Raw genomic sequence first — 14,509 nt, 5'->3', positions numbered from 1 at the left:
AGGCTTTCAATTTTCGACTAACAACAGGTTTGCTTGTCTGAACATCGTAATATTTTGTTATATCTAAGAGTTGTTTTAAAATAGCGTTATACCTTCGCGCTGTGAAATGAGCTTTGCAATACATTTGAAGTTAGTAAAAATGTTACAGGCTAATTCCATCTGACAATAATATCAAATAGAAATCAACAGATGAAATCAAGACAATCTTTTATCTACGGTGTTTTAATAGGGATACTGGCGGTGATATTATTTTCTTCAAAGGCAGTAATGGTAAAATTGGCTTATCAATACAACGTTGATGCTATAAGTGTGCTATTGTTACGCATGTTGTTTTCATTCCCTTTTTACATTATTATAATTTATATCTACAGGAATGAAAAAACGTCTTTAGAAGTGACCCGAAAAGATTACGGTTGGGTAGTGTTTTTTGGTTTTGTGGGGTATTATTTAGCGAGTTATTTTGATTTTGTTGGACTGACTTATATTAAGGCAAGTTTAGAGCGTATTATTCTGTTTATCTATCCAACTATTGTATTGTTTTTTAATAAGTTTTTTTTGAAGAAACCTATAACCAAAGTGCAGACAGGAGCGATACTGTTAACATATATAGGGGTAGTTATTGCTTTTTGGGATGAGGTTGCCATTTCGGGAAACGACACCTATTTAGGAGGTTTTTTAATTTTTTTAAGCGCCGTGACCTATGCATCGTATTTGGTTGGAACCGGATGGCTAATTCCTAAATTTGGAGTGGTAAAGTTTACATCATATGCCATGTTGGTGTCATGTATATGTGTGTTTATTCACTATGGATTTATAAATGAAATTGATTTATTAAGTTTTCCTTGGCAGGTTTACGGTTACGGATTTTTAATTGCGGTTTTTGCAACGGTTATTCCGTCGTTTTTAGTGTCAATGTCCATTAAGTTAATCAGTTCGTCAAACTTTGCGATTGTTGCAGGTATTGGGCCAATATCAACAATCATTCTGGCATCCATCTTCTTAAATGAAAAATTAACATTGTTGCAATTTTTTGGAGCATTAATAGTTATCATTGGGATATTATTTGTCAGCCTAAAAAAAGAATCAAAAAATTAATTTCGAGGTTCTTAACAAAATACACCCTTAATATTGTTAATTATTTTGTCGAAATGAGGTTTCATTTTTTCGCGGAGTGTATTATATTAGCATCAAATCTCACTTAACTTACTGGAAATTTTATGGCAGAAGAAACCAATTACACCGAAGATAATATACGTTCGTTAGACTGGAAAGAGCACATTCGTATGCGTCCAGGGATGTATATCGGAAAACTTGGTGACGGATCTTCTCCTGACGACGGTATCTACATTTTACTTAAGGAAGTTCTAGATAACTCGATTGATGAGTTTGTAATGGGGGCTGGAAAGAATATTGAAATTTCTATTCAAGGCAATAAAGTTATTGTTAGAGATTTTGGTCGAGGTATTCCGTTGGGTAAAGTTGTAGATGTAGTTTCTAAAATGAATACCGGAGGTAAGTACGATTCCAAAGCCTTTAAAAAATCGGTAGGATTAAATGGGGTAGGTACCAAAGCGGTAAATGCCTTGTCATCTTATTTCAGAGTAGAATCGACACGAGATAATAAATCAGCTTCAGCGGAATTTGAAAAAGGCGAGTTAACCAATCAGGAGTTTTTAGATGAAACCTCACGTCGCAAAGGAACCAAAGTATCCTTTGTACCTGATGAAACTATTTTTAAAAACTATAAGTTTAGAAACGAGTACATCGTTAAAATGCTTAAAAACTATGTATATCTGAATCCGGGTTTAACCATAGTTTTTAACGGAGAAAAGTATTTTAGTGAGCATGGTCTTAAAGATTTATTATCTGAAAATATAAATCAGGATGATAGATTGTATCCTATCATCCACTTACGAGGCGATGACATTGAAATTGCTTTAACGCACAGCAAAACACAGTATAGCGAAGAGTATCATTCGTTTGTTAACGGACAAAATACAACACAGGGAGGGACACACTTAAATGCTTTTAGAGAGGCTTTGGTGAAAACCGTGCGTGAGTATTACGGTAAAAACTACGACGCATCCGATATTAGAAAATCGGTAGTAAGTGCCATTGCTATTAAGGTGATGGAGCCTGTATTCGAGAGTCAGACAAAAACGAAATTAGGATCGACCGATATGGGAGGAGATTTGCCAACGGTAAGAACCTATGTTAACGACTTCGTAAAAACTTATTTAGATAACTATCTACATAAAAATCCAGAGGCAGCCGATAAGCTTCAGCGTAAAATATTGCAGGCTGAACGTGAGCGTAAGGAGTTGTCTGGTATTAGAAAATTAGCGAAAGACCGTGCGAAAAAGGCTAGTCTTCATAATAAAAAATTGCGTGATTGTCGTGTGCATTTTGGAGATACCAAAAACGAACGCAATCTTGAAACCACGCTTTTTATTACCGAGGGAGATTCGGCATCTGGAAGTATTACTAAATCTCGAGATGTCAATACACAGGCGGTATTCAGTTTAAAAGGTAAACCGCTTAACTGTTATGGTTTAAGTAAAAAGATTGTATACGAAAACGAGGAGTTCAACCTGTTACAGGCCGCTTTAAATATAGAAGAGTCTTTAGAAGATTTACGTTATAATAACGTGGTAATTGCAACCGATGCCGATGTCGATGGGATGCACATCCGTTTGTTATTAATTACCTTCTTCCTTCAGTTTTTCCCTGAGGTTATTAAAGAAGGACATCTATATATATTACAAACCCCATTATTCAGGGTAAGAAATAAAAAAGAAACCATTTATTGCTATACAGACGAGGAGCGTGTTAATGCGATTGAAAAATTAAAGCCAAAACCTGAAATTACACGATTTAAAGGTTTGGGAGAGATATCTCCGGATGAGTTTAAACACTTTATTGGTGAAGACATCCGATTAGATCCTGTTATGCTGGATAGCCATATGTCTATTGAAGAATTATTATCCTTTTACATGGGTAAAAACACGCCTTCAAGACAAGAGTTTATAATTGATAATTTAAAGGTTGAATTAGATATTGTTGAATAAACAGGCTTTTAAATTATTGATAAATCATTATTTCAAGGTTAAATTAAGAATTTGATGATAAAGTTTCGTTAAAGTAGATACAGACATTATAGGTTTAGAGTTAATTTTGTAGTATAAAAATTAATAATTCCCTGTGTTGAGCAGGCTAAAAACAAAATATAATGTTATACACTTTAGAAAAATCAAGCGAGACAAAAAGAGATTATTCTTATTTACACATTGAAGAACCAAATACAGTAAATAGAAAACGAACCATTAAAATTAAAGGGCGAGTAACGATTAGTGGCAAGCCTAAAGAAAACTAACACATTTAAATGATTGAAGAAGGCGACGATTTAATTAACGAACAAGACGAACCGCAAGAAACAATTACCCGTGTAACGGGTATGTACAAGGACTGGTTTTTAGATTATGCCTCGTACGTTATATTAGAACGTGCCGTGCCTGCAATAGAAGACGGATTTAAACCCGTACAACGTCGTATCATGCATTCCATGAAGGATCTGGATGATGGGCGTTATAATAAAGTAGCCAATATTGTAGGACACACCATGCAGTACCATCCTCACGGAGATGCAAGTATCGCCGATGCCATGGTGCAAATAGGTCAAAAAGATTTGTTAATCGATACCCAAGGAAACTGGGGTAATATCTTAACAGGTGATGGTGCTGCTGCTTCTCGTTATATTGAAGCGCGTTTGTCTAAATTTGCGCTCGATGTTGTTTACAATCCAAAAATTACTGAATGGCAGGCCTCTTACGATGGTCGCCGTAAAGAACCTATAAATTTACCGGTTATGTTCCCGCTATTATTGGCGCAGGGAGCAGAAGGTATTGCCGTAGGACTTTCTACAAAAATATTACCTCATAACTTCATTGAACTTATTGAGGCTTCTATAAAGCATTTACAAGGCAAGCGTTTTACAATAGTTCCAGATTTCCCAACTGCAGGAATTGCAGATGTTTCGGGGTATAATGATGGTATGCGAGGTGGTAAAGTTCGTGTTCGAGCTAAAATTTCGCAGTTAGATAAAAATACATTGGTTATCACCGAATTGCCTTTTGGGACCAATACATCATCCTTAATTGATTCCATTCTTAAAGCGAACGAAAAAGGAAAAATTAAGATCAAGAAAATTGAAGATAATACCGCAGCACAGGTAGAGATTTTAATCCACCTGCCACCAGGTTTATCTCCAGATAAAACTATTGATGCCTTATATGCGTTTACTAGTTGCGAGAGTTCCATTTCACCATTAGGTTGTGTTATCGAAGATAATAAACCGTTGTTTATTGGTGTTAGTGAAATGCTTCGTCGTAGCACCGATAATACGGTGCAACTTTTAAAGCAGGATTTAGAAATAAAACTTGGCGAGTTTGAAGAACAATGGCATTTTGCATCATTAGAACGTATATTTATTGAAAACAGGGTATATCGTGATATCGAGGAAGAAGAAACCTGGGAAGGTGTTATTCAGGCTATCGATAAAGGGCTTCAACCACACATCAAGCATTTAAAACGTGCAGTAACCGAAGAAGATATTGTGCGTTTAACAGAAATTCGAATCAAACGTATTTCGAAATTCGATATTGATAAAGCGCAACAAAAAATTGATGCTTTAGAAGAACAAATTGCCCAAATTAAGCATCATTTAGAGCATTTAATAGATTATGCCATTGCTTATTTCACCAGACTCAAAAAGGAATACGGTGAAGGTCGCGAACGTAAAACCGAAATCCGTGCGTTTGATGATGTAGATGCCACGAAAGTGGTTATTCGTAACACCAAGCTTTACGTGAATCGTGAGGAAGGTTTTGTAGGAACATCGTTAAAGCGTGATGAGTATGTATGCGATTGTAGTGATATAGACGATGTGATTGTCTTTACTAAAAACGGTAGTATGATGATCACTAAAGTTGATTCAAAAACCTTTGTTGGTAAAGATATTATTCATGTCGATGTCTTTAAGAAAAGAGATAAACGTACCATTTACAATCTTATTTATCGCGATGGTAAATCAGGACCTTCATATATAAAACGATTTAACGTTACAAGTATTACCAGAGATCGCGAGTACGATTTAACCAACGGTAATAAAGGTTCGGCATTACTATATTTTTCAGCAAATCCGAATGGTGAAGCTGAGGTCGTGACCATTTTATTAAGACAGGCCGGAAGTATCAAGAAATTGAAATGGGATATCGATTTTGCCGATATTTTAATTAAAGGAAGACAGTCTAAAGGAAATTTAGTTACCAAATACGCCATCAAAAAAGTAGAGCTAAAAGAAAAAGGAGTTTCTACATTAAAACCTCGTAAAATATGGTTCGACGATGCTGTACAGCGATTAAATGTTGATGGTCGAGGCGAGCTTTTAGGAGAATTTAGAGGGGAAGATAAACTTCTTATAATTAATCAAAAAGGGATCGTTAAAACCGTTACGCCAGACGTTACGTTACATTTTGATAACGATATGATTGTATTGGAGAAATGGAATCCGAAGAAACCTATTTCGGCTATTTATTACAATGGAGAACGCGAGCTGTATTACGTGAAACGTTTTTTAATTGAAAACGAAGGAAAAGAAGAATCTTTTGTTCCTGAGCATGAAAATTCTCGTCTAGAAATTGTTTCAACCGATTGGTTACCTATGGCTGAAGTCGAGTTTGCTAAAGAACGCGGAAAAGATCGTAAAGATAATTTAGAAATAAATTTAGAAGAGTTTATCTCAATAAAAGGTATTTCGGCAATCGGAAATCAGTTGACAAAAGACAAGGTTAAGCAAATTAACTTGTTGGACCCTTTGCCTTTTGAAGAGCCTGAAGAAGTACATGCAGACGACTTAGAAGTTTTTGATGAAGATATTGTTGAAGGCGAGGAGGGAGACGATTCTCAAACTTCATTATTCTAATCGATTTTTCTTTGTTTTTTCTGAATTCTGAAGTTTATAAATTCAACGAATAATGAAAAGGCAATGGCGAAATACAAATAGCCTTTAGGTATAGCTCCAACCGTATTTCCAAATAATGTGGTGTGCGACAGGTGAGCAGCTTCAGTAATAAGCATAAAACCTATTAGGATTAAAAAGGCTAAGCCTAAAATTTGCATACTGGGATGTACATTGATGAATTTTCTAATCGGGTTTGCAAAGCCAATCATGATAAAAATAGAAATAATCACAGCTATAATCATTAACATCAGATTGTAGTTGTGATTATCATGTAAACCGTTTGTCATTCCAACGGCAGTTAAAATGGAATCAATTGAAAATATAAAATCAATGAGCATAATTTGAACTATTGCCTGCGATAAGCTTTTCAATTTCTTTTTATTTAGTTGGTTTTCATCGTGATGAGGTAATTCTACTTTTTCATGAATTTCAGAAGTACTTTTAAAAATTAAAAAGAGTCCTCCTCCAAATAAAATAATAGCCTGCCAGCTGATGGATATATGTAGCCACGATAATTCTAAAGTATAAAACGGTTCTTTCAAGCCAATTAAGAAGGTTACGAAAAATAACAGGATAATACGCTGTATCATGGCTAACAGTAAGCCGATAGTTGTAGCTTTCGATTGCTGTTTTTCGGGAAGTTTATTGGCGGCTAAAGAAATAAAGACAATATTGTCTATTCCTAAAATAATTTCTAAAAACGTTAAAGTAAGTAGCGCCATAATGGCATCGCTGGTAAAAAGGAAATCGAGCACGGTTTAAAGTATTTGTTTATAAATTTAAACAAAAACTCTTAACGAAATTTTTAGATTTTACCACTATATTAACTATATCTTTGCAACTGCGTTTCAATTTTTAATATAAACTATGTTATTAGACGGTATTTCATTTAAAAACACAGGATATTTTTCGAGTCTTATCTGCGACTACCTGGATGAAAACCCGCAATTGAAACCCTTTTACAATCGTTTTCCAAACCTGGAGAACTTCAAAGAACAGATAGAAGAAAAGGCGTCAAGTTTTAATATAGAGTCCAGAACAGTTTTAGTTAAAGCTTTAAAAGCCCAATATAAAACTGTTGAAACATCAGAATTAACGCTGAGTCATATTGATGCTCTGCAAAACGAAAATACGTTTACTATTACCACAGGACATCAATTAAACCTGTTTACAGGACCTTTGTATTTTCTTTATAAAATAGTCTCGACAATTAATCTTTCCAGAGATTTAAAGGAAGCCCATCCCGATTATAATTTCGTGCCAGTGTACTGGATGGCGACTGAAGATCATGATTTTGAAGAAATAAATTACTTCAATTTTAAAGGAAAAAAGGTGCACTGGAACAGAACAGCATCTGGCGCAGTAGGTGAATTATCAACCGAAGGTTTAGACGACGTTTTTAATTTGTTTGCTTTAGAATTAGGAAATAGTAAAAATGCTGAATATTTAAAGCAACTTTTTAAATCGGCATATTTAGAGCATGATCATTTAGCTGATGCGACAAGATATTTAGCTAACGAATTATTTAAAGACTATGGCTTAGTTATCATTGATGCTAACGATAAAACTTTAAAACAACAATTGGTTCCTTATATAAAAGAGGAGTTGTTTAGCAATACCTCCTTTACAAATGTTTCTGAAACAAACGCTCAATTAAGCACCGTAAATAGTGATTACACGATTCAGGTGAATCCTCGAGAAATTAATGTGTTTTACATTAAAGAAGGATTACGTGAACGTATCGTATTTGAAAACGAAAGTTTTAGTGTTTTAAACACTGAAATTTCATGGACAAAATCTGAAATAGAAAAAGAGCTTCATGAGTTTCCGGAGCGTTTCAGTCCAAATGTTATTACGCGCCCCCTATATCAGGAAGTGATTTTGCCGAACCTGTGCTACATTGGTGGTGGTGGGGAATTGGCATATTGGTTTCAGTTGAAACAATTCTTTAATAAAGTAAATGTACCGTTTCCGGTGTTGTTGCTTCGTAATTCAGTATTAATAGAAACCGAAAGTCAGCATAAAAAACTTCAGAATTTAAATATATCAACGAGCGATATCTTTTTAAAGCAATCGACGTTTATCAATAAAAAAGTACGTGAAATATCGAATATAGATATCGATTTTTCAGAACAAAAAGATACCCTTCAAAAGCAATTTGAAGACTTATATACTTTGGCAGAACAAACCGATAAATCGTTTTTAGGAGCAGTAAAAGCTCAGGAAATAAAACAAATAAAAGGTTTAGAAAGCTTAGAAAAACGTTTGCTTAAAGCACAAAAGAAGGCCTTGGTAGATCAGGTATCACGAATGACCGATTTGCAAAACGAATTATTCCCTAATCAAAGTTTACAGGAGCGTAACACCAATTTCTCTCAGTTTTACTTGGAGTATGGTGCGCAATTAATTCCTGAACTTATTAAACATCTTAATCCTTTAAATAAGGAATTTTCTCTTTTAAAATTATAAATAGTAAGCATGCATAAAATTGACATGGGACTTATTGAAATGACACTGGATGTCATGAAATATGTCATTGGACGAGTATCAGAAGTAGAGCATCCTATCGGGAAGCCTAAAAAGTATGAAGAGTTAAAAGCATTGGTAGGAGAAACCATTACCGAAAAAGGTGTTGGTGGAGAATACGCTTTTAACTTATGGAAAGAGCACTTATCTAAGGCGAATGTGCCGGTAGACCACCCGAGAAATCTGGCGTTTGTACCAGCCTCGCCAACCAGAGCAGCTATTATGTTCGATTTAATTACGGCAGCGTCAAGTATTCATGGTGCTTACTGGATGGAAGGTGCAGGAGGTATTTTCTGTGAAAATGAAGCTATGAAATGGATTGTGTCTTTAACAGGCATGCCGGAAGGCGCTTTTGGCGTATTTACCAGTGGAGGTACTTCGGCTAACCTTTCTGCAATTGTTACAGCACGTGAAAACTGGCGCACAAACGATCCGAGTCATAAAGGTCAAAAAGGATTAATCATCACATCTATCGGGGCGCACTCCTCAGTTAAGGCAATGGCTAAAGTTGCAGATTTAGATGTACACTTGGTGGATACCGAAGATCGTTTAGAGGCTTCAGCATTAAGAGCAACGATTGATGGTTTATCTCCAATTGAGCGTGAGCGTTTATTTGCAGTAGTAGGTACCGGAGGAACAACCAATGCTGGTATTGTGGATGATTTAGATGGTATTGCCGATATCTGTGCTGAAGAAAATTTATGGTTCCACGTAGATGCTGCTTATGGTGGAGGAGCTTTATTAGCCGATTCTGTGAAGCATTTATTTGTTGGAATTAATAAAGCTGATAGTGTCACTATCGATCCGCATAAATGGTTATTCTCTCCTTACGATTGTGGGGCAGTTATTTATAAAGAACCAGAATTAGCAAAACAGGCACACTCTCAACAAGGATCTTATTTAGATATTTTTAAAGATGAAGGTGCTCACGGATTTAATCCAACCGATTATCAAATACAGTTAACCAGACGTGTTAGAGGGTTGCCTTTATGGTTCTCATTGGCTATGCATGGTACCGATAAATATAAAGAAGCAGTAGAGCGTGGTGTTGAACTGGCGCAAATTGCAGGTAAAATGATTGAAGAAAGTCCGTATTTAGAACTGGTAAGAGAGCCAAGTTTATCATGTGTATTATACCGTAGAAAAGGTTGGGCTCCTCAGGATTATACCAACTGGACATACGATAACCACAAAAAAGGATTCGCTTTAGTAACTCCAACCAAATGGAAAAACGGCGATAATTTTGAAACGGTTTCACGTTTTTGTTTCATTAATCCTGATACCACCGAGCGTGATATCGAGATGATTTTAGAAACGATGGCCTAATAATTTTAAAAAAAAGCAGACACCTAATTGTCATTATAAAATCTATTATTATTTTTGCGCATGCAACACGATAAGGTATTAATTTTAGACTTCGGATCGCAATACACACAGCTTATTGCACGTCGAGTAAGAGAACTCAACATCTATTCCGAGATTCATCCATTCAACAAAATTCCAGAAGATTTAGCATCTTACAAATCGGTTATCCTTTCGGGTAGTCCGAATTCAGTAAGAGGAGAAGACGCTTTACACCCAAACTTAGACGGTATTAGAGGTGTGAAACCAATGTTAGCCGTTTGTTATGGAGCCCAGTATTTAGCACATTTTTCAGGTGGTAATGTAGCACCTTCAGACACTAGAGAATATGGTCGTGCTAATTTATCATTTATTAAAACTGATGAAGAATTCTTCGCTGGAATTAATGAAGGAAGTCAGGTTTGGATGAGCCACAGTGATACTATTAAAGAATTACCAACGAATGGTGTTTTAATAGCTAGTACTAAAGATGTTACTAATGCGGCTTACAGAATTGAAGGCGAAACAACGTATGCTATTCAATTCCACCCAGAGGTATATCATTCTACTGATGGTAAGCAATTATTAGAAAACTTTTTAGTGAATATTGCTGGTGTAAATCAGGATTGGACACCAGATTCATTTATTGATGAAACTGTTGAAGCTATTCAAGAGAAAGTTGGAAATGATAAAGTAGTACTTGGTTTATCTGGTGGAGTAGATTCTACTGTAGCTGCGGTACTTTTAAATAAAGCCATAGGCAAAAACTTATACTGTATTTTTGTAAATAACGGTTTATTACGTAAAAACGAGTTTCAAAGCGTTTTAAATCAATATGAAGGTATGGGACTTAATGTAAAAGGAGTAGATGCTTCAGAGCGTTTCCTTGAAGCATTAGCAGGTCTTGAAGATCCTGAGTTAAAACGTAAAGCTATCGGTAAAACATTTATTGAAGTTTTCGATGACGAAGCTCATAAATTAACCGATGTAAAGTGGTTGGCACAAGGAACCATTTATCCAGACGTAATTGAAAGTGTTTCTGCTACAGGAGGACCTTCAGCTACAATTAAAAGTCACCATAACGTAGGTGGTTTACCAGATTTCATGAAACTTAAAATCGTAGAACCTTTACGTGCTATCTTTAAAGATGAAGTAAGACGTGTAGGAGCAACCTTAGGTATCGATCCTGAATTATTAGGTCGTCACCCATTCCCGGGACCAGGTTTGGGAATCCGTATTTTAGGTGATATCACTGCTGAAAAGGTACGTATATTACAAGAAGTTGATGCGATTTTCATCAACGGATTAAAAGAATGGGGGCTTTACGATAAAGTTTGGCAAGCAGGAGCGATGTTATTACCTGTAAACAGTGTAGGTGTTATGGGCGATGAGCGTACTTATGAAAAATGTGTGGCGCTTAGAGCTGTAGAAAGTACAGATGGTATGACTGCCGATTGGGTAAACCTACCATACGAGTTTTTACAAAAAACATCAAACGAGATTATCAATAAAGTTAAAGGTGTTAATAGAGTAGTATACGATATTAGTTCAAAACCGCCTGCAACTATCGAGTGGGAATAATTCTCATTTCGTAAAACTAAATAAAATGGTTTGTATTGGGTTACGTTTGTTAATTCGATACAAACCATTAATTTTTTAAGTAGTTTGTCATTTTTACAAACAATATTTTTAGTTTAGCGGTATCTTATTTGTAAATACTAAACGTATATAATAGGAGTTTTATATAATATTGTTAATCACGGGTTTTCAATTTTGGCATATTATATGTGACTAAAAAGAAAAGAAGTGTATCTAAATAGAGGTATACCTATCCTTAACAAAATAAAAATAGATTAAATGTTTAAACATCTTTCCGTTTTAGGTTTTGCAGTTTTATTTGGTATAAATACGGCAAACGCACAAAATTTTAGTACACACCAGGTTAAAAAGGGAGAAACAGTAGAGGCGCTTGCTAAGCAGTATTATGTAACGCCGTCACAGATTTATGCGCTTAATCCTGATGCTAAAAAGGAATTAAAACCTAATACGATATTAATTATACCAATTTCTAAAGCCAATAAACCAGAGGTTGCGGAAACTAAAGAGTTGGTAGGGTTTAAACCGCACCGTGTTGGTAAAAAAGAGACTTTGTATAGCTTGGCTAAAGAATATGAAGTATCTGAAGAAGACATAAAAAAGCACAACAAGTTTTTATATGCCGAGCCTTTACGAAAGGGTGATAAACTTCAAATACCGGTATATAAAGTAACACGAAAAACAAAAGAAAGCGATGCTGTAACAACGTATATCGTTCAACCAAAAGAAGGAAAATGGCGAGTAGCATATAAATTTGGTATCACTTTAAAAGAATTTGAAGAGTTGAACCCTAATTTAGGCGATTCGCTTCAGGTAGGTCAGCAGGTTTATGTACCGAATATTGAAAATAAGGACCAGAAATCGGTAGATGAACAATACAGTTATTATAAAGTTTTACCAAAGGAAGGCTTTTACCGATTAAATATAAAGTTAGGATTAGACCAGGAAGCTTTAGAAACTTTAAATCCGGAACTAAAAGAAACCGGACTTAAAGAAGGTATGATTTTAAAAGTACCTTATTCGGCTACGGTAAATGGAGCATCTGCTAACGAGGTAAAACCAGTGGCTTTAAATAATAAAATATCAGATTTTAGTACTAAGCATATTGCAGTAATGTTGCCGTTTCGTTTAAATCGTGTCGATTACGATTCTGTGGCAGATACCAAGCGTAGTATTAAAAAAGATCCGTATTTAAACGCTTCATTGGATTTTCATTCTGGGGTATTGATGGCGGTTGATTCTTTAAAAAAACTTGGAGTTTCCTTAAAAGTTGATGTTTACGATACCAAGCATGAAGTAAGTGAGGTGGCAAGAATTATTAATAATAATGATTTTGAATCTGTTGATGCTGTTATCGGACCGTTAACGTCTAATACATTTGAAAAAGCAGCAACAGAATTAAAACAATATAATACACCAATTGTATCGCCAATTGGAACGGATTTAAGATTGTACGATAATGTGTTCCAATCAAGACCTTCAGATAAATTATTGAAATCGAAAATCATTAATTATGTTAAGTCAGACTCAGCTGATAAAAATATTGTAGTGATTTCTGATACTAAAAATTCTGCGATAGCTAATGAGTTGAAAAGTGAATTTACTTATGCGCGATTAGTGTTTTCGAGAAAAGATAAAGAAGGCAAAGACGCCAATTACATCATGGTTGGGGATGTGCAAAGTGTATTGAAACCAGGAAAAAACTATGTGTTTTTAGAAACGCAAAGTGAAGGTTTAGCATCTAATGCAACCAGTATTTTAGCTTCTCTTAATCAAGCTAAGAATGGAAATTCAGGCATTGAAATTATTTTAGTAACAACGAATTTCAATGAAGCTTTTGAAGGAGACGAGGTGTCTAACGACCAATTATCCAGATTACATTTTCATTATGCAACAACAGCAAAAAGTTATAGTGAAAGTGACAATAATTCTTTTGTAAAAGCGTATGAAAAGAAGTATGGCTTAACACCTAATAAACGTGCTGTAAAAGGTTTCGACTTAACGATGGATGTGGTGTTACGATTAGTAACTTCAGAAAATTTATATACTTCGGTAAACCAGTCGCCACTTACAGAATATGTTGAAAACAAGTTTGCTTATAATAAAGAACTTGTTGGCGGATATTACAATAATGCGGTTTATGTGGTTAAGTACGATAATTTAAATATTGTAGTTGTAGAGTAGTTTATAAAACGAGATTTATGCTTACAGATAACAAGTTTTTAATAGACCTGGCACATACCAAAATGCCTTACGGTAAGTATAAAGATCGCTACTTAATAGATTTACCTGAGCATTATATTGTTTGGTATCATCAAAAAGGCTTTCCTAAAGGGAAACTTGGTGATATGCTCACTCAGGTATATGAATTAAAATTAAACGGATTAGAAGAATTAATCCGAAACATTAGAAAGCAGTACCCTAAACCGTAACATTAGAGTACTGCTGACTCCACTTTAACAAAAATTGCTTGAAGCGTTCGCTTCTTGCTTTGTAGGTCAAGGCCCATACAATAGACCATACCGAACATGCTATAAAAACACCTAAACCAAGTTTTAAATCATAAAGCGAAAGAGCAATGCTTATTATAACGCCTATTATTAGGTTGAGTATAAAAGCATGTTTAAGCTCCAGTTTAATAAATCCGGTTAGGCAATTCCAGGCATTTAATTTATTAGTGATATTAACGGTTTCCTGATTTGAAAAGTCTATAGTAATAGATTGTGATAAGGGTATAGTAACCGTTAATTCATTTGTATTTCGAGTAAAGGTATAACCAAACTTTTTTAAAAAGGTTTCAGTATTTTCAATGGTCATGATTTCTGAATTTTTAGTTGTTCCTATTTGATTATAAGTAGGTTACAAGGTATTATGTAAAAATAATTCTTTTAAATTAAAGCGTTGCTAATAAGTATGTTAAGTTATTGTAATGTTTGAATTTATGAGAAATTGATGGTTTTCAACTTCAAATTTTAAGCATCCTTTAAAGAATTTTAAAATTTTTAATCAGATTTTAGTTTGCTGAAA

General features: G+C 34.8%; 11 protein-coding genes. 9 read left to right on the top strand and 2 right to left on the bottom strand.

The features are described 5' to 3' along the window. The first annotated feature begins 189 nt into the window (after window positions 1-189). The 4 genes from R1X58_RS15835 (at window position 190) to R1X58_RS15820 (ending at window position 5,980) form a co-directional block, all read left to right on the top strand. Window positions 190-1,095: a DMT family transporter gene (locus tag R1X58_RS15835; RefSeq protein WP_240573345.1), complete on the top strand. Its 906-nt coding sequence runs from the start codon at window positions 190-192 to the stop codon at window positions 1,093-1,095. Window positions 1,096-1,217: 122 nt separating this feature from the next. Further along, window positions 1,218-3,068: a DNA topoisomerase IV subunit B gene (locus tag R1X58_RS15830; protein WP_240573344.1), complete on the top strand. Its 1,851-nt coding sequence runs from the start codon at window positions 1,218-1,220 to the stop codon at window positions 3,066-3,068. Window positions 3,069-3,229: 161 nt separating this feature from the next. Further along, window positions 3,230-3,373, top strand: coding sequence for a hypothetical protein (locus tag R1X58_RS15825; protein WP_240573343.1), 144 nt, complete (start codon window positions 3,230-3,232; stop codon window positions 3,371-3,373). Window positions 3,374-3,382: 9 nt separating this feature from the next. Beyond that, window positions 3,383-5,980: a DNA gyrase/topoisomerase IV subunit A gene (locus R1X58_RS15820; RefSeq protein ID WP_240573342.1), complete on the top strand. Its 2,598-nt coding sequence runs from the start codon at window positions 3,383-3,385 to the stop codon at window positions 5,978-5,980. Here R1X58_RS15820 and R1X58_RS15815 read toward each other — a convergent pair. Then, window positions 5,977-6,774: a TerC family protein gene (locus R1X58_RS15815; protein ID WP_240573341.1), complete on the bottom strand. Its 798-nt coding sequence runs from the start codon at window positions 6,772-6,774 to the stop codon at window positions 5,977-5,979. The genes R1X58_RS15820 and R1X58_RS15815 overlap by 4 nt on opposite strands. 112 nt (window positions 6,775-6,886) lie before the next feature. Here R1X58_RS15815 and bshC point away from each other — a divergent pair, with 112 nt between their 5' ends. The 5 genes from bshC (at window position 6,887) to R1X58_RS15790 (ending at window position 13,914) form a co-directional block, all read left to right on the top strand. Continuing rightward, window positions 6,887-8,488 (top strand): bacillithiol biosynthesis cysteine-adding enzyme BshC, encoded by a 1,602-nt coding sequence (gene bshC / locus R1X58_RS15810; protein WP_240573340.1) that lies wholly within the window; start codon window positions 6,887-6,889, stop codon window positions 8,486-8,488. Between the two features lie 9 nt (window positions 8,489-8,497). Continuing rightward, window positions 8,498-9,871, top strand: coding sequence for a pyridoxal phosphate-dependent decarboxylase family protein (locus R1X58_RS15805; RefSeq protein WP_240573339.1), 1,374 nt, complete (start codon window positions 8,498-8,500; stop codon window positions 9,869-9,871). 60 nt (window positions 9,872-9,931) lie between these two features. Then, window positions 9,932-11,467, top strand: coding sequence for a glutamine-hydrolyzing GMP synthase (guaA, locus tag R1X58_RS15800; protein WP_240573338.1), 1,536 nt, complete (start codon window positions 9,932-9,934; stop codon window positions 11,465-11,467). Window positions 11,468-11,743: 276 nt separating this feature from the next. After that, complete coding sequence (locus R1X58_RS15795) at window positions 11,744-13,666, top strand: PBP1 and LysM peptidoglycan-binding domain-containing protein (RefSeq protein ID WP_240573337.1); 1,923 nt, start codon at window positions 11,744-11,746, stop codon at window positions 13,664-13,666. 17 nt (window positions 13,667-13,683) lie between these two features. Next, window positions 13,684-13,914, top strand: a complete 231-nt coding sequence (locus tag R1X58_RS15790; protein WP_188222363.1) for a DUF3820 family protein — start codon at window positions 13,684-13,686, stop codon at window positions 13,912-13,914. Here R1X58_RS15790 and R1X58_RS15785 read toward each other — a convergent pair. Continuing rightward, a complete protein-coding gene (locus R1X58_RS15785) occupies window positions 13,904-14,299 on the bottom strand; it encodes a hypothetical protein (protein ID WP_240573336.1) in 396 nt (131 codons plus the stop codon). The two genes, R1X58_RS15790 and R1X58_RS15785, sit on opposite strands and share 11 nt — an antisense overlap. Window positions 14,300-14,509 lie beyond the last annotated feature (210 nt).

The sequence above is a fragment of the Aestuariibaculum lutulentum genome, from assembly GCF_032926325.1.
Classification (GTDB): Bacteria; Bacteroidota; Bacteroidia; order Flavobacteriales; family Flavobacteriaceae; genus Aestuariibaculum; species Aestuariibaculum lutulentum.
The sequence above is the reverse complement of the archived record's forward strand: the minus strand, read 5'-3'. Positions and strand labels throughout refer to the sequence as shown.

Bases quoted from the DNA above. Each gene is read 5' to 3' on its own strand.
- R1X58_RS15835 (WP_240573345.1), top strand. From the start codon at position 190: ATGAAATCAAGACAATCTTTTATCTACGGTGTTTTAATAGGGATACTG.
- R1X58_RS15830 (WP_240573344.1), top strand. From the start codon at position 1,218: ATGGCAGAAGAAACCAATTACACCGAAGATAATATACGTTCGTTAGAC.
- R1X58_RS15825 (WP_240573343.1), top strand. From the start codon at position 3,230: ATGTTATACACTTTAGAAAAATCAAGCGAGACAAAAAGAGATTATTCT.
- R1X58_RS15820 (WP_240573342.1), top strand. From the start codon at position 3,383: ATGATTGAAGAAGGCGACGATTTAATTAACGAACAAGACGAACCGCAA.
- bshC (WP_240573340.1), top strand. From the start codon at position 6,887: ATGTTATTAGACGGTATTTCATTTAAAAACACAGGATATTTTTCGAGT.
- R1X58_RS15805 (WP_240573339.1), top strand. From the start codon at position 8,498: ATGCATAAAATTGACATGGGACTTATTGAAATGACACTGGATGTCATG.
- guaA (WP_240573338.1), top strand. From the start codon at position 9,932: ATGCAACACGATAAGGTATTAATTTTAGACTTCGGATCGCAATACACA.
- R1X58_RS15795 (WP_240573337.1), top strand. From the start codon at position 11,744: ATGTTTAAACATCTTTCCGTTTTAGGTTTTGCAGTTTTATTTGGTATA.
- R1X58_RS15790 (WP_188222363.1), top strand. From the start codon at position 13,684: ATGCTTACAGATAACAAGTTTTTAATAGACCTGGCACATACCAAAATG.
- R1X58_RS15785 (WP_240573336.1), bottom strand. From the start codon at position 14,299: ATGACCATTGAAAATACTGAAACCTTTTTAAAAAAGTTTGGTTATACC.